Source organism: Gilliamella sp. Gris3-2 (genome assembly GCF_001690345.1).
Lineage (GTDB): Bacteria > Pseudomonadota > Gammaproteobacteria > Enterobacterales > Orbaceae > Gilliamella > Gilliamella bombi.
In genome coordinates this window covers 12,923-28,391 of sequence record NZ_LZHB01000086.1, presented here as the reverse complement: position 1 = coordinate 28,391, position 15,469 = coordinate 12,923, and the positions used below count along the sequence as shown (strand labels likewise).

General features: G+C 35.5%; 16 protein-coding genes and 1 pseudogene. 7 read left to right on the top strand and 10 right to left on the bottom strand.

All coding sequences use genetic code 11. The features are described 5' to 3' along the window. Positions 1 to 172: 172 nt before the first annotated feature. The 5 genes and pseudogenes from A9G32_RS12370 (at position 173) to A9G32_RS12355 (ending at position 3,734) form a co-directional block, all read left to right on the top strand. Positions 173 to 1,462, top strand: a complete 1,290-nt coding sequence (locus tag A9G32_RS12370; protein ID WP_065590593.1) for an NAD(P)/FAD-dependent oxidoreductase — start codon at positions 173 to 175, stop codon at positions 1,460 to 1,462. A gap of 471 nt (positions 1,463 to 1,933) precedes the next feature. Continuing rightward, a pseudogene (locus A9G32_RS13760) lies at positions 1,934 to 2,279 on the top strand (transposase); the annotation flags it as partial. Positions 2,280 to 2,440: 161 nt separating this feature from the next. Next, positions 2,441 to 2,782, top strand: coding sequence for a hypothetical protein (locus A9G32_RS12365; RefSeq protein WP_065590592.1), 342 nt, complete (start codon positions 2,441 to 2,443; stop codon positions 2,780 to 2,782). A gap of 97 nt (positions 2,783 to 2,879) precedes the next feature. After that, positions 2,880 to 3,227: a hypothetical protein gene (locus A9G32_RS12360; RefSeq protein ID WP_065590591.1), complete on the top strand. Its 348-nt coding sequence runs from the start codon at positions 2,880 to 2,882 to the stop codon at positions 3,225 to 3,227. Positions 3,228 to 3,335: 108 nt separating this feature from the next. Beyond that, the gene (locus tag A9G32_RS12355; protein ID WP_065590590.1) at positions 3,336 to 3,734 is read left to right on the top strand and encodes a hypothetical protein; all 399 of its coding nucleotides are present in this window, start codon (positions 3,336 to 3,338) and stop codon (positions 3,732 to 3,734) included. A gap of 166 nt (positions 3,735 to 3,900) precedes the next feature. Here the strand turns inward: A9G32_RS12355 and A9G32_RS12350 are convergent, their stop codons facing one another. The 10 genes from A9G32_RS12350 to tyrA all read right to left on the bottom strand — a co-directional run bounded on the left by A9G32_RS12350 (position 3,901) and on the right by tyrA (position 13,141). Continuing rightward, complete coding sequence (locus A9G32_RS12350) at positions 3,901 to 4,326, bottom strand: F0F1 ATP synthase subunit epsilon (protein ID WP_034911289.1); 426 nt, start codon at positions 4,324 to 4,326, stop codon at positions 3,901 to 3,903. 41 nt (positions 4,327 to 4,367) lie between these two features. Next, a complete protein-coding gene (atpD, locus tag A9G32_RS12345; RefSeq protein ID WP_034911215.1) occupies positions 4,368 to 5,750 on the bottom strand; it encodes a F0F1 ATP synthase subunit beta in 1,383 nt (460 codons plus the stop codon). A 47-nt stretch (positions 5,751 to 5,797) separates the two neighbouring features. Next, positions 5,798 to 6,667, bottom strand: a complete 870-nt coding sequence (gene atpG, locus A9G32_RS12340; RefSeq protein WP_065590589.1) for a F0F1 ATP synthase subunit gamma — start codon at positions 6,665 to 6,667, stop codon at positions 5,798 to 5,800. Between the two features lie 14 nt (positions 6,668 to 6,681). Beyond that, positions 6,682 to 8,223, bottom strand: a complete 1,542-nt coding sequence (gene atpA / locus A9G32_RS12335; RefSeq protein WP_034911218.1) for a F0F1 ATP synthase subunit alpha — start codon at positions 8,221 to 8,223, stop codon at positions 6,682 to 6,684. A gap of 11 nt (positions 8,224 to 8,234) precedes the next feature. After that, positions 8,235 to 8,768 carry a F0F1 ATP synthase subunit delta gene (atpH, locus tag A9G32_RS12330; RefSeq protein WP_065590588.1) on the bottom strand — a complete coding sequence of 178 codons (534 nt, stop codon included), beginning with the start codon at positions 8,766 to 8,768 and terminating at the stop codon, positions 8,235 to 8,237. 13 nt (positions 8,769 to 8,781) lie between these two features. Then, complete coding sequence (atpF, locus tag A9G32_RS12325; protein ID WP_034911222.1) at positions 8,782 to 9,252, bottom strand: F0F1 ATP synthase subunit B; 471 nt, start codon at positions 9,250 to 9,252, stop codon at positions 8,782 to 8,784. A 24-nt stretch (positions 9,253 to 9,276) separates the two neighbouring features. Beyond that, complete coding sequence (gene atpE, locus A9G32_RS12320) at positions 9,277 to 9,504, bottom strand: F0F1 ATP synthase subunit C (RefSeq protein ID WP_411588181.1); 228 nt, start codon at positions 9,502 to 9,504, stop codon at positions 9,277 to 9,279. A gap of 36 nt (positions 9,505 to 9,540) precedes the next feature. Further along, entirely contained in the window at positions 9,541 to 10,323 is a 783-nt protein-coding gene (atpB, locus tag A9G32_RS12315) for a F0F1 ATP synthase subunit A (RefSeq protein ID WP_034911226.1), read from the bottom strand. Positions 10,324 to 10,580: 257 nt separating this feature from the next. Beyond that, complete coding sequence (gene glmM / locus A9G32_RS12310) at positions 10,581 to 11,912, bottom strand: phosphoglucosamine mutase (protein ID WP_065590587.1); 1,332 nt, start codon at positions 11,910 to 11,912, stop codon at positions 10,581 to 10,583. A gap of 107 nt (positions 11,913 to 12,019) precedes the next feature. Next, entirely contained in the window at positions 12,020 to 13,141 is a 1,122-nt protein-coding gene (tyrA, locus tag A9G32_RS12305) for a bifunctional chorismate mutase/prephenate dehydrogenase (protein WP_065590586.1), read from the bottom strand. A gap of 120 nt (positions 13,142 to 13,261) precedes the next feature. Between tyrA and xthA the strand changes: the two genes are divergently transcribed. Then, the gene (gene xthA, locus A9G32_RS12300) at positions 13,262 to 14,068 is read left to right on the top strand and encodes an exodeoxyribonuclease III (RefSeq protein WP_065590585.1); all 807 of its coding nucleotides are present in this window, start codon (positions 13,262 to 13,264) and stop codon (positions 14,066 to 14,068) included. Between the two features lie 40 nt (positions 14,069 to 14,108). Beyond that, complete coding sequence (gene xseA / locus A9G32_RS12295) at positions 14,109 to 15,443, top strand: exodeoxyribonuclease VII large subunit (RefSeq protein ID WP_065590584.1); 1,335 nt, start codon at positions 14,109 to 14,111, stop codon at positions 15,441 to 15,443. Positions 15,444 to 15,469 lie beyond the last annotated feature (26 nt).

Here is a 15,469-nt window from a genome sequence, read left to right as displayed (position 1 = left end):
ACTAAGTTATTATAGTGGTAACTGATTTTTTATATCTACTTAAAATAAATTTTATTAATTATAAAATGATACTTTAATAGGTTTTATTTATAAGTGATATTAGTCAAATAAAATAGATAAAAACCTACTTATTTAGTAAACTATTAAAAAATAAAAATTTAAGGTATTTAATATGGTTAAAATAATTATTATTGGTGGTGGCGCAGGAGGATTAGAATTAGCAACTGATCTCGGCGATAAATTAGGGAAAAGTAATCAAGCCGAGGTTACACTAATAGATAAAAATACTTATCATATTTGGAAACCTTTATTACATGAAGTTGCTACTGGTATTCTAAATGAGCAAGCTGATAAAATTGATTATGCTGAACAAGGACAACAACACCATTTTCAATTTATTCAAGGCACGTTTACTAATCTTAATCGTGAAGAAAAGCATGTTATTATTGAGAATTCAAATAGTGAATCTATTTCTGTACCATATGATACATTAGTTGTGGCAATAGGAAGTACTTCAAACGATTTTGGCACACCTGGAGTTAAAGAACATTGTATCTTTTTAGATGACCAAAACGCTGCAATTCGTCTACGTGAAACACTGATTACAAAATTTGCTAGTTTTTGTTCAATTATTGATGAACATGAAACGACGACTGAAGATAAAATTCGTATTGCTATTGTTGGTGGTGGCGCAACAGGTGTTGAATTAGCTTCTGAGTTACCTCATATGGTTGAAACATTTGGCAACTGTGGTCGTAATAAAATGTGTTCTGATTTGCTTGATGTATCTATTATTGAAGCAACTGACCGTATTTTACCTGCTTTACCTGAAAAAACGGCATTAAATATTACCGATACCCTTCAAAAACGTGGTATTCATGTATTAACAAAAACCATGATAACCAAGGCGGAAAGTAACGGCTTTTATCCAAAGGAAGGCGATATTATTAGCGCAGATATTATGATTTGGACTGCAGGTGTAAAAGCGCCAGACTATTTAAAAGATATTGCTGGTTTAGAATCAAGCCGTTCGAATCAACTGGTAGTTAAACCAACATTACAAACAACGCGCGATGATAATATTTTTGTTATTGGTGATTGTGCTTATGCTATGCAAAACAGCGGGCGTGCCTCACCAGCTACTGCACAAGCCGCACATCAAATGGCAAAAATATGTTATGAAAATATCATTAACATGTTAAATAATAAACCCATGAAATCATTTAATTATGTTGATAATGGAACGATTATTTCTCTCCATGATACAGCACAAGGTGTAGTTAAAATTGCTGGTAAACGCGAAATGAATGTTAAAGGTTTTTTTGCTTTAACTATTCATCGTTTGTTATACCGTATGCATCAAGCAAGCTTATTAGGTATTTTCAAAACAATTCGATTTGTTAAGGCTAGTAAAGAGATGTATAAAAATAAATTTGCTTCTATTTTTACTCATCAAGACTAGTTTCCCATTTAGATAGCTACTTACAAATACTATTTTATAAGTAGCTATTTTATAATTTATAACATTATTTACAGGTAAGGGGAATTTAATACGTTTTATTATATTATTTATGCTGTCTGTCTTTAGTTAGCTTTTTAGTATTGCTAGTTATAAACCTCAAGATAGTGATTTTATTTTTCCATCCACACAATCAACAAAGTCTGGCTATTAAACAAGCAACAAACTCTCCATACATTCATATGGTAATTATTTTTAATACAAATGGTAAGCCATATATTTTTGAAACGGCTAATAAAGTAATTTATACACCACTAACTAGTTGAGTTTCACGTGGTAAAATAAAAAATTACGTTATCACACGATTAAAAAATCACAATTTATCTATGATGTGTTTATCTTTGATGGCAGTTTTTAAATGACATAGTGAACGTTATAATAATTTTGCCAAAAATAACCATAACTTAGTTCATTATACCGTTAACAATGTTAACAGATAAGCAGTGGGAAGGAAACGCGACTGAAAATAATGAAAAGTACGAATCGAGTTTATAATAAAACAGAATATAGGGTGACATTTGAGGAAATACTGTTCCAAATAAGAACAGGTATTTCTTGGCGAGATTTGCCAACTACATTTAGTGAATGAAATACAGTTTATAGATGTTTTAATTTATGGTTTAGAAAAAAGTATATTAATGTATATTATCAAATAATTATTAAGTATAGCTGATTTCGAATGGGTTTTTCTCGATGATCTATTGTGCAAGCACATCAACATAGCTCAGGTGCAATAACTCAGCATTTAGAACAAATAGGAATTATGCCAGCATGTTATCGCTGATATTTATACTTTTGTGGCTACCAATGTATTGTTGATTAATATATAAACACAAAAGATCAGCAGTCTATAATTACAACTTAATTTTTACATGGTACACTTTTTGGCGTCATCTACAAGAAATCAATTTAGGTAATAATATGAAAAAACTAACTATACTGATATTGTTAATGTCATGGCCACTAGTATCTTTAGCCAAAGGACCTAATTGTTATACTTGGCCTATGAACATGACCATGGTTTGGATGAAAAATGAAAAGATAGTAGATATCCAAGACTTGGATGAATCAAAAACCAAAATAATGCAATTGGCCTCAGAGAAAATAAAAAAAGATTTATATACGCAAATTTATCACTTTGTTTTTTATGATAAGAATGGTAATAGTTACGAAGTTATTACAAAAAGCCAAGCATCATACGAAGAATGTTCAATGAGTGATGTGAATAAATATCTAATATCCAAAAACCAAGTTCATCAATAGGTTATCTAATAATAGGTAAGTAAACCCGGTATTTTAGACTGTTTTTAGTCAACGATATAAGTAATATAGGTAAAAAAGAATAATTTAAGGTAATTATATGAAAAAGCTTTCTTTATTAATATTGTTAATATTATGTCCAATTCTATCCTTTGCTAAAGGGCCAGATTGCCATAATCACGCTTTGAATAAGGCTAAAGAGTGGTTGAAAAGTAGTAATATAGTGGAGATTGAAAATTTGAATCAATCAAAATTGAGAATAACACTTTTAGCATCTGAACAGAAAAGTAAGGGTTTATATACACAAATTTACCACTTTGTTTTGTATGATAATCAAAATAAATCTTACGAAGTCATCACAAAAAATGAAGATTCTGATAAAGAATGCTCAATAGGTAACGTTGATAGTTATTTAGTAGCAAAACGCCAGGTTGATTATTTTGATTAATTAGTGAAATTACTAAAGATTTCAGACGTGTTTAACCAAACTATATTATTGCTTTATCAATTATTTAGCTAAATGAATACGGCAAGACAAAAAATTAAAGGTTGTAAAATGAAAAAAAATTTCTTAATTATTGGGCTAATAATGTGGCCTATAATCTCTTTTGCTAAAACACCTAATTGTGCAAATGCTTTCATGAATCATGCGGCTCGGTGGATGCAATATGATGGAGGAATCGTTGAGATGGCTGATTTAGATCCATCAAAAACAACAGTAACATTATTGGCATCAGAAAAAAAGAAAAATACAAATAATATGATAAAGAAAAAATATGTATATACCCAAATTTATCGCTTCGTTTTTTATGATGATAATGGCAATAGCTATCAAGTTATAACAAAAGGTGATACAGTAGAAGTTAACGAAAATGATATTACTGAATTTTGTTCAGCTGGATTGAGCGACGTTTATTTTGTATCGAAAAATAATTTAAGTGTAGATAGTAAATAATTCGATTGATTAACTAATCTTTTTTAGCTTTAATTTGGATATAGAATGGGTACAACTCACAAGTAAATGTTGGAAAGTCCTTTAGCAATCAACTTATCGGAAAGTTAAAAAAGGCTACTTGTAATACAAAATAGCCTTTTGTGTATGATAAAAAATCAAAAGCAAATTATTGCCCCATACGGCGAGTCAATTCGATAACGCGAATTTTTGCCAAAGCTTTTGATAATTCAGCAGATGCTTGTGCAAATGACATATCATCACTTGGGTGATTGATATGTTCTTGTGCTTGTCTTACTGCTTCTTGTGCTCTTGCTTCATCTAAATCTTCACCACGAATTGCAGTATCTGCCAAGATAGTTACGATGTTAGGTTGTACTTCTAAGATGCCACCAGATAGATAAATAAACTCTTCTTCACCATCCGCTTTCACAATGCCGACCATGCCTGGTTTTATGGTTGTGAGTAAAGGGGTATGGCCAGGATAAATCCCAAGTTCACCTTCCTTACCTGTGACTCTGATTCGCTGAACATCACCCGAAAACAGGTGAGATTCAGCACTAACAACTTCTAATTGATAGGAAGTTAGTGCCATAATACGATCTCCATTAATACGATCTTCGTTCAATGAATCTCTTAGAGAGATTTTGCCTTCTCAATCGCTTCATCAATTGAACCAACCATATAGAATGCTTGTTCAGGAATATGGTCATAATCACCATTCATGATTCCTTTAAATGCACTGATCGTATCTTTTAAAGGTACATATTTTCCTGGTGAACCAGTAAATACTTCTGCAACAAAGAATGGTTGAGATAAGAAGCGCTGAATTTTACGTGCACGAGCAACGATCAATTTATCATCTTCAGATAACTCATCCATACCAAGAATAGCAATAATATCTTTTAATTCTTGATAACGTTGTAGAATTGACTGAACACCACGGGCACAATCATAGTGCTCTTGACCAACAACTAAAGGATCTAATTGACGACTAGTTGAATCTAATGGATCCACTGCCGGATAGATACCTAAAGAAGCAATTTGTCGACTTAATACGATTGTCGCATCTAAGTGAGCAAAGGTTGTTGCTGGTGATGGGTCAGTCAAGTCATCTGCTGGCACATACACCGCTTGGATTGAAGTAATCGAACCAGTCTTAGTTGAAGTAATACGTTCTTGTAGTAACCCCATTTCTTCAGCTAATGTTGGTTGATAACCTACTGCCGATGGCATACGACCTAATAACGCAGATACTTCAGTACCAGCTAATGTATAGCGATAAATATTATCGATGAATAATAAAACATCTTTACCTTCGTCACGGAATTTTTCAGCCATAGTTAAACCAGTTAACGCAACACGTAAACGGTTTCCTGGTGGCTCATTCATTTGGCCGTAAACTAATGATACTTTATCAAGTACGTTTGATTCTTTCATTTCGTGGTAAAAGTCATTACCTTCACGAGTACGTTCTCCCACACCAGTAAACACTGAGTATCCTGAGTGTTCAATAGCGATATTACGGATCAACTCCATCATGTTAACGGTTTTACCTACACCAGCACCACCAAACAGACCAACTTTACCACCTTTAGCAAATGGACAAATTAAGTCGATAACTTTAATACCTGTTTCAAGTAGTTCGGTTGAGTTTGCAAGTTCTTCATAGGTTGGGGCTGCACGGTGAATCGCCCAACGTTCTTCTTCTCCAATAGGACCTGCTTTATCAACAGGATCACCAAGTACGTTCATAATACGACCTAGTGTTTTTGTACCAACAGGTACTTCAATGCCGTGACCAGTGTTTACTACGTCAAGTCCACGTCTTAAACCATCAGATGAACCCATTGCGATACAACATACAACGCCACCACCTAATTGTTGCTGAACTTCCAGAACTAATTTTTCAGTGCCTGTTTCCACTTCTAATGCATCATATACCTTTGGTACTGCATCTTCTGGGAATTCGACATCAACCACCGCACCGATGATCTGGACAATCTTTCCAGTAGCCATTTTTAATCCTCTACGTCTTTTTCTTAACTATAAGCCAATATTTAGCACTAACCTGAAACAGCGGCTGCACCGGATACAATATCAATTAATTCATTAGTGATAGCACCTTGACGTGCCTTGTTATACACAATTTGTAACTCATTAATTAGGTTTGCTCCGTTATCCGTTGCCGCTTTCATGGCCACCATTCTTGCTGCTTGTTCACTCGCTAAATTATCAACCACTGCTTGATAAACTTGTGATTCAATATAGCGACGTAAAATCACGTCTAATAGTGATTTAGCATCAGGCTCATAAATATAATCCCATGATGAAGCTTTGAGTTTTTTATCTTCTGATGGTGGTAAAGGTAATAATTGCTGAATTGTCGGCTTTTGTGACATCGTATTAATAAATTTGTTTGTGACAATATATAATCTATCAATTTTACCGTTGTCATATGCCTCAAGCATTGTTTTTACCGGCCCAATTAAATCGGATAAATTTGGTTCATCGCCCAAATTAGTAGCTTGAGTTAAGATGTTCGCTTTCACTGATGAGAAAAACGAAACACCACGCGAACCAATTAAAGCAACATCAGCTTCAACACCTTTTTCCTGCCATGCTGACATATCAGCAATGACAGTTTTGAAAAGATTGATATTTAAACCACCACATAAACCACGATCGGTTGAAATGATAAGATAGCCAACTCGCTTTACATCTCTTTCTTCTAAATAAGGATGTTTGGCGCCTATCTGAGCTAACGCTAAATGTCCAATTACTTCACGAATCATTTCAGCATATGGTCGACTAGCCGCCATTCTATCTTGCGTCTTACGCATTTTAGAATTGGCAACCATTTCCATCGCTTTAGTGATTTTTTGCGTACTTTGGATACTGGCAATTTTTGTTCTAATCTCTTTTGCATTAGCCATTTTTTACCTCACCCTTACCATGTTTGAGTTGATTTAAAGCTTTCAAGTAATTCTTTTAGCTTAGTTTCAATCTCATCATTGTAATTACCTGTTTCATCAATTGATTTAACAAAATCGGCATATTGACTATGGGCATAAGCAAGTAGTGCTGTTTCAAATGGTAATACTTTAGCTAATTCTACATCTTCAAGATAACCACGTTCAGCGGCGTAAAGTACTATTGATTGTTCAGCAACAGTCATTGGCGAGTATTGCTTTTGTTTTAACAATTCTGTTACTTTTTCACCGTGACTTAATTGGTTTCTTGTTGCTTCATCTAAGTCTGATGCAAATTGAGAGAACGCAGCTAATTCACGATACTGTGCAAGCGCAGTACGAATACCACCTGATAATTTTTTCATTATCTTAGTTTGTGCAGCACCACCCACACGTGAAACCGAAATACCAGGGTTAACCGCAGGGCGGATACCTGAGTTAAATAGGCTAGTTTCAAGGAAAATCTGTCCATCAGTAATCGAAATTACGTTAGTTGGTACGAATGCTGAAACGTCACCAGCCTGAGTTTCAATAATTGGTAATGCTGTTAATGAGCCTGTTTTTCCTTTTACTTCGCCTTTGGTGTACTCTTCAACATAGGCTTCGTTGACTCGCGCTGCGCGTTCAAGTAAGCGAGAATGAAGATAAAATACATCACCAGGATAAGCTTCACGTCCAGGCGGACGACGAAGTAATAACGAAATTTGACGATAAGCAACAGCTTGTTTAGATAAATCATCATAAACAATTAATGCATCTTGCCCACGATCGCGGAAGTATTCTCCCATTGCACAACCAGCATATGGCGCTAAGTATTGTAACGCAGCTGATTCAGACGCTGATGCCACAACCACAATTGTGTTTTTAAGTGCACCATGCTCTTCAAGTTTACGTACAACATTGGCAATAGTTGATTGTTTTTGACCAATGGCAACATAAATACATTTTACACCTGAGTCGCGTTGGTTGATGATTGCATCGACAGCAAGTGCTGTTTTACCTGTTTGACGGTCACCGATGATAAGTTCACGTTGACCACGTCCAATTGGAATCATTGAGTCAACGGCTTTATAACCAGTTTGTAATGCTTGGTCAACGGATTTACGATCGATAACACCAGGTGCAACTACTTCTACTGGTGAAAAACCGTCATGTTGAAGTGAACCTTTACCATCAATTGGTTCACCTAGTGTGTTAATAACGCGGCCTAATAAACCTTCACCAACTGGTACTTGTAAAATACGGCCAGTACATTGTACTTTCATACCTTCAGACAAGTCTTCGTATGGTCCCATGACTACCGCACCAACGGAGTCTCTTTCAAGGTTTAATGCCATTGCATATCGGCCACCTGGTAATGCAATCATTTCGCCTTGCATTACATCAGTTAATCCGTGGATTCGAAGGATACCATCACTTACAGATATGATAGTTCCTTCATTGTGAGCATCACTCACAATATTGAACTGAGCTATCCGCTCTTTAATTAGTTCACTTATTTCAGTTGAATTTAGCTGCATTATCAGTCCCCTTAAGACTGTAGAGCGTTATTTAAACGATTTAAACGCCCTCTGATACTACTATCAATAACCATATCGCCCGTACGAATAATAAAACCAGAAATGAGCGATTTATCTATATGACATTTTAGTTTTACTTTTCGTGATAAACGTTTTTCGACAGCGACAGAAATTTTATTAAGTTGCTCATTAGTTAGTTCACTAGCAGAAATTACATCAACATCTGCTTGCAATTCTCTATCTAAACAATATTGTTCAAACAAGGTTAACACTTCAGGAAGAAGTGATAATCGTTTGTTTTCAGCCATAATCTTAATAAAATTAGTACCAAACTCATCTAACACATCTTTACAAATGTTGATGAGTAAATTAGCCACCGAATCAGTTTTCATATCAGATGTTAATACACTTCTTATTTGAGTATCTTTACTCACTTCAGATGTTAGCACTAACATTTTATGCCATGATTCGATGCTGTTATTTTCTATCGCAAATTCGAAAGCGGCTTTAGCATAAGGGCGAGCAATCGTAATTAAGTCAGCCATTGCTCTATTCTCCTTATAGTTCAGCTACGAGTTTATCAATGATGTCGCTATTTGCGGCTTCATTAACAGAACGTTCAATAATTTTTTCTGCACCAGCAATAGCGAGTGTAGCGACTTGTTGTTTAAGCTCTTCTCTTGCTCGTTTGCGTTCAGCTTCTACTTCGGCAAGTCCTTGAGCAACAATTCGTTCTTTTTCGCGAGAAGCTTCTTGCTTTGCTTCTTCAAGAATGATTGCTTTGCGTTTATTCGCTTGCTCAATAATTGCATTAGCCTCAACCTTAGCCTGTTGCATTATGTCAGATGTATTTGCTTTGGCTAATTCCAAATCTTTTTTTGCTGTTTCTGCTGAAGCAAGTCCTTCGGCTATCTCTTTTTGGCGTTTTTCAATCGCGCCAATAACAGGAGGCCAAACAAACTTCATACAGAACCAAACAAACAATACAAATGTAATTGCTTGGCCGAGGAGAGTTGCGTTCATATTCATGACACGATTCCTCTTAAATTTTTATTAACCTGCAACAGCAAAAATAACGTAAAGCGCAATACCTACACAGATCATTGGAATTGCATCAACTAGACCCATAACGATAAAGAATTGAGTACGTAACATAGGCATTAATTCTGGTTGACGAGCAGCACCTTCTAAAAATTTACCACCTAATAAACCAATACCAACTGCACCACCAATTGCAGCTAATCCCATCATAATGCCTGCGGCTACAAATAACATTTCCATTATATACTCCAGTTTATTAACAAAAAAATATTAAAATTAATGATCTTCCGTTGCCGACGCCATAGCCAAATAGACGATCGTCAACACCATAAAAATAAAAGCTTGTAACGTAATTATTAAAATATGGAAAATGGCCCATGGTAACGATAATACCCACTGTGACCACCAAGGTAATAATGCAGCTATTAAGATGAAGATAAGTTCACCTGCATACATATTTCCAAAAAGTCGAAGCCCTAAAGAAACAGGTTTCGCTAATAGACTAACTAATTCAAGTACTAAATTGATAGGTGCAAATGCCCAGTGATTAAATGGATGCAAGGTATATTCTTTAACAAATCCTGAAATTCCTTTGTACTTGATTGAGTAAATGATGATAAGTGCAAACACACCTAAGGACATTGACATAGTAATGCTTACATCTGCTGTTGGTACAACTCGCAAGTGTGACAGACCTAAATACTGACCAGCATAAGGTAGAAAATCAACAGGGATAAGATCCATTAAATTCATCAAGAAAACCCAAATAAACACTGTTAATGCTAACGGCGCAATGAGTTTATTTTGACCAGTAAACATATCCTTAACAGTATTATTGACAAATTCGAAAATCATTTCTACTGCACATTGCAGTTTACTTGGGACGCCACTAGTGGCTTTTCTTGCTACACGATGGAATATCCATAAAAAGATAACACCAAGTAAGATCGAAAAGAACAATGAGTCAAGATTTAAGGTCCAAAAACCAGAACCTACTTGCAAGTTCTCAAGATGATGCTTGATATAAGCTTGTGGTGAAGCTGGAGAGGAAACCGACATATAACCCTCTTAACCTATTTTTAAAAATAAAAAATATTGCTCATGTTTTCACTTGAAAGATATAAGCAATTGCTGTAATAATCTGAAGTTACTATTTTAAACCTAATTGCCTATAACAAGTCAACCTTTGATTAACAAAATTAAAATTTTAGACACTTTTTACTAATTTTACGTAAATGCACGCAACTTCTCTTACTATTCTAACCTCAATACAGCTCAATTAATGGCTTAATTAATGGGCATGATTGGGGGTATTTTTAAGCTTTAACTGCTGTAGCGATAGTTTCTGCTAGTTTTTGCACTTCGTTTTCATTGCTTCCTTCTACCATAACACGAATTAGCGGTTCGGTTCCTGATTTACGGATCAAAACTCGACCATTATGACCAAGCTGTTTTTCTGCTTGTTTAATTGCCGCTTTCACTTCATCACTATTTAGGGGGTCATTTTCACCTGAAAATCGAACATTAATTAATACTTGTGGTAACATTGTCATACCACAGCACAAGTCAGCCAATGACATATCATTACGAATCATTGCTGCTAATACTTGTAAGCCAGCAATAATACCATCACCAGTGGTGGTTTTATCTAACAATAAAACATGTCCCGAATTTTCGGCACCTAAGCGCCAACTTTTTTCGATTAGTTTTTCAAGTACATAACGATCACCAACTTTAGCACGAGCAAATGGGATACCGAGATTTTTAAGGGCAATTTCAAGCCCCATATTGCTCATTAATGTGCCTACAACGCCACCTTTTAGTTGACCTTGTCTTAATGCTTCACGGGCAATGATATAGATAATTAAATCGCCATCAATTTTTCGACCTTTATGATCAACCATGATAATGCGGTCACCATCGCCATCTAAGGCAAAACCTAAATTGGCTTTTTCATCAATAACTCGTTTAGCAAGCGCTTTTATGTCAGTTGCGCCACAGTTTTCATTGATGTTAACACCATCTGGCTCACAACCAATTTTTATTACTTGTGCTCCTAGTTCTCGTAATACTTTTGGCGCTATGTGATAGGTGGCACCATTAGCGCAATCGACAACAATTTTTAATCCAGCCAAACTTAAATCATGGTCAAATGTGCTTTTACAAAATTCAATATAACGCCCTGCAGCATCGGTAATACGGCTAGCTCGCCCAAGTTGTTTGGATTCAACGCAATCGATCTCTTTTTCAAGCTCGGCTTCAATTTCTAATTCGATTGTATCATCAAGTTTTTTCCCTTCGGTTGAAAAGAATTTAATACCATTATCATAAAAAGGATTGTGCGAGGCTGAAATGACAACGCCAGCATCAGCACGAAAAGTGCGGGTTAAATATGCAATGGCAGGGGTTGGCATTGGTCCTGTAAACGCAGCGGCAACACCAGCAGAAGCAAATCCCGCTTCTAGTGCTGATTCAAGCATATAGCCTGAAATGCGGGTATCTTTACCGATTAATACTTTTTTAACGCCATCTTTGGCTAGCACTCGCCCAGCAGCCCAGCCTAATTTAAGCGCAAAATCTGGTGTAATAGGATACTGGCCAACTTTACCGCGAATCCCATCTGTACCAAAATATTTTCGATTAGACATGATATTCCCTCACACTAACATTTATTATCTCTAACAACTATCTTTTAATAAAAAGTATATTTTAATTTGTGAAAAACTTTTAAGAAAGTATACCTTTTAATATAAAACTACTCTCGATTGTCATTGGCAAATTTTAATAATCCTTGGCTCTCTTTAATAAAACGTTCGGCATAACTACCAAACCATTGCGTAACTTCGTTAAAACTTTTAATAAATTTAGTTTTGTCACGTTGTTCAATAAGTTCGACCATTTGCCCAAAGCGTTCATAGTAGCGTTTGATTAATTCAATATTATCATCTGACGCCATGATGATATCGGCATAAAGCTCAGGATCTTGAGCAAATAAGCGCCCAACCATCATCAATTCAAGGCGATAAATTGGCGAAGAAAGTGCGATCAATTGCTCTAAATCGGCCTGTTCTCGTTGCAAATTGACACCATATGAGAACGAAGTGAAATGGCGTAATGCTTGGATGAATGACATGCATTTGTCATGCTCCTTGGCATTAATCACACATAAATTGGCACCCCAAATACGCATTTGTTCAATTAGCCATTGGTATTTATCTGGATATCGTCCTTCACAATAAACAATAATTTGTTTGGCTAAATTTGGTACATCTGGACCAAACATTGGGTGTAAACCGACTACAGGTCCTTGATGTTTATCAAGCATTGCCTGGAGAGGCTTGGCTTTTATGGATGTAAAATCCGTTAAAATACAATCTTTGGGTAATGGTGGTAGTTGTTTAATGACTTCACAGGTTTTGTTAATAGGTACTGTCACGATAACAGCCACTGCATCAGTAACCACTTCGGCTGCTTGATGCATAGTTTTGGAGCCTAATGTTTTAACCTGATAGCCAGATAGGGTAAATAAACGAGCAAACAATCGTCCCATTTGCCCATTACCACCAACAATCACTATTGATCCTTGACCACTATAGACTTTTTTAAAACCTTTATCATTTTCGCTAATATAAGACTCACGCATTAAACGACGTAAAATATCTTCTATTAAATTGGGGGATATACCTACTTTTTCAGCTTCATGTCGCCTTTTAGCTAACATATCCGCTTCACGATTGGGATCATAAATCGGAATGCCATGTTTGCTTTTTACTTCGCCAACTTCGGCAACTAATGCTAATCGCTTTGTAATTAAAGATAAAATGGATTTATCGACTTCATCGATTTTATCGCGCAAGGCAAGTAATTCCGTAGACATATTTAGTGATTCCCTTTATCACAAATGGTGGTTTTTATTGTAATAGCTTAACAGTATAACGTATTTTTGTTACGATGCGTATTTAGTTTATAACATGGAATTAAATATAATAAATTTATTATGAAAGTTATCTCGTTTAATATTAATAGCCTTCGCGCTCGAATTCATCAATTATCAGCAATTATTGAGACACACCAGCCAGATATTATTGGTTTACAAGAAACTAAAGTTCATAACGATCAGTTTCCCATTGATGAATTAGCACAGTTTGGTTATCACTTACATTATCACGGACAAAAAGGGCATTATGGAGTAGCGTTGTTAACCAAGCAACAACCTTTGTCTGTGCAATGTGGCTTTCCAAACGATAGTGATGATGCTCAATGTCGTTTGATCATAATTGAGTTACCTACTAGTCAAGGTAATTTAACAATAATTAATGGTTATTTTCCTCAAGGTGAAAGTTTACATCATGAAATTAAATACCCTGCTAAACGTAAATTTTATAATGATTTAATACAGTATTTACAAGATCGTCAATTAAATAATCAACTAACTTTAGTCATGGGCGATATGAATATTTGCCCAACCGATTTAGATATAGGCATTTCCGAAGATAGCCGTAAACGATGGCTTCGTACAGGAAAATGTTCATTTTTACCGGAAGAACGAAAATGGATAAACAACTTAATGTCTCTCGGTTTTATTGATACTTACCGCAATGCTCACCCAACTGAACTTGAGTATTCTTGGTTTGATTATCGTACTAAAGGTTTTGAAACCCATAATGGGTTAAGAATTGATTTAATATTAGCTAGTCAAAAAATGATGACTTATTGTAAACAAACGGGTATTGATTATGATATTCGTGCAATGATAAAACCATCTGATCATGCACCAATTTGGGCTCAATTTGATTTAGTATAAACCTTTATAGTTATAATATAGTTGTAATAAGGATAATAGCATGCAAAACAATTCAATTTTATCAGTGAAAGATCTTAATCAAATGGTTAAAGAATTGCTTTGTGATGCTATTGGCCAGATCTGGTTAATAGGTGAAATATCAAACTTTTCACGTCCATCATCAGGTCATTGGTATTTTTCGTTAAAAGACGATAGTGCACAAGTACGCTGTGCTATGTTTCGCAATAGCAATTTTCGTGCGGGTTTTACCCCACAAAATGGGCAACAAGTTTTAGTTAGGGCCACAGTGACACTATATGAGACACGTGGTGAATACCAACTGGTTATTGATAAAATCCAAGCAGCAGGTACGGGATTATTACAGCAAAAATTTGAGCAACTAAAACAAAAGCTGTCTGAGGAAGGTCTATTTGATTCTACCAATAAACAACCATTACCAGAAAACATTCGCACAGTTGGAATTATCACTTCATCAACGGGTGCGGCATTGCATGATATTTGTCAGATATTAAAACGCCGAGATCCAAGTTTGCATTTAATTATTTACCCAACGCAAGTACAGGGTAATGAGGCAGCAGGGCAAATCGCTAACATGATTCACATTGCCAACATTCGTCAAGAATGTGATGTATTAATTGTTGGACGAGGTGGCGGCTCGCTTGAAGACTTATGGTCATTTAATGAAGAAGTGGTAGCCAGAGCTATTTTTGCTAGTCAAATACCTATTGTGAGTGCGGTTGGGCATGAGATTGATTTTACGATTGCCGATTTTGTGGCTGATGTTAGAGCGGCAACCCCATCTGCGGCAGCCGAGCTTGTTAGTCGAGACAGTTTACAACAAGTAAAGCGTTTACAAGTTCAACAGCAGCATTTAACCATGGCAATGGATTATTATTTAATGCAATGCCGAGAAAAACTCAATAAATGGCGACACCAATTACAGACTCAACATCCACAAACAAAGCTAGAAAAACAATTAAATCAACTTTTAGCTTATCGCCATTCATTATCTGAAAATATTCAGCAATATTTTCTCAGACTATCAAATCGCCATAATTCACTCGATAAAAGACTATTACGAGTATCTCCACAAAATAATATTACCTATTTAGGGCAACTTACTTGGCAAAAACAGCAACAATTAATTAATTTAATTAAACAAAAGTTAATAAAATCACAACATCAATTTGTTTTACAAACCTCTCAACTTAACAACGTTAGTCCGCTAGCTACTCTCGAACGAGGTTATTCAGTTACCACCGACCAAAACAACACAGTGGTTCGTCGCTCTGAACAAGTCACGGTGGGTGACATTATCGTAACAAAGCTGAAAAAAGGTAAACTTGTTAGCCAAATTACAAAAATTAACGAATAAAATAATTATATTTAAAGATAATAGAT

Coding starts and splice junctions, on each gene's coding strand:
- A9G32_RS12365 (WP_065590592.1), top strand. CDS start 2,441: ATGAAAAAACTAACTATACTGATATTGTTAATGTCATGGCCACTAGTA.
- tyrA (WP_065590586.1), bottom strand. CDS start 13,141: ATGTCTACGGAATTACTTGCCTTGCGCGATAAAATCGATGAAGTCGAT.
- atpG (WP_065590589.1), bottom strand. CDS start 6,667: ATGGCTAATGCAAAAGAGATTAGAACAAAAATTGCCAGTATCCAAAGT.
- atpA (WP_034911218.1), bottom strand. CDS start 8,223: ATGCAGCTAAATTCAACTGAAATAAGTGAACTAATTAAAGAGCGGATA.
- A9G32_RS12355 (WP_065590590.1), top strand. CDS start 3,336: ATGAAAAAAAATTTCTTAATTATTGGGCTAATAATGTGGCCTATAATC.
- xthA (WP_065590585.1), top strand. CDS start 13,262: ATGAAAGTTATCTCGTTTAATATTAATAGCCTTCGCGCTCGAATTCAT.
- atpE (WP_411588181.1), bottom strand. CDS start 9,504: ATGGAAATGTTATTTGTAGCCGCAGGCATTATGATGGGATTAGCTGCA.
- xseA (WP_065590584.1), top strand. CDS start 14,109: ATGCAAAACAATTCAATTTTATCAGTGAAAGATCTTAATCAAATGGTT.
- atpF (WP_034911222.1), bottom strand. CDS start 9,252: ATGAATATGAACGCAACTCTCCTCGGCCAAGCAATTACATTTGTATTG.
- atpD (WP_034911215.1), bottom strand. CDS start 5,750: ATGGCTACTGGAAAGATTGTCCAGATCATCGGTGCGGTGGTTGATGTC.
- A9G32_RS12370 (WP_065590593.1), top strand. CDS start 173: ATGGTTAAAATAATTATTATTGGTGGTGGCGCAGGAGGATTAGAATTA.
- A9G32_RS12360 (WP_065590591.1), top strand. CDS start 2,880: ATGAAAAAGCTTTCTTTATTAATATTGTTAATATTATGTCCAATTCTA.
- glmM (WP_065590587.1), bottom strand. CDS start 11,912: ATGTCTAATCGAAAATATTTTGGTACAGATGGGATTCGCGGTAAAGTT.
- atpH (WP_065590588.1), bottom strand. CDS start 8,768: ATGGCTGACTTAATTACGATTGCTCGCCCTTATGCTAAAGCCGCTTTC.
- atpB (WP_034911226.1), bottom strand. CDS start 10,323: ATGTCGGTTTCCTCTCCAGCTTCACCACAAGCTTATATCAAGCATCAT.
- A9G32_RS12350 (WP_034911289.1), bottom strand. CDS start 4,326: ATGGCACTAACTTCCTATCAATTAGAAGTTGTTAGTGCTGAATCTCAC.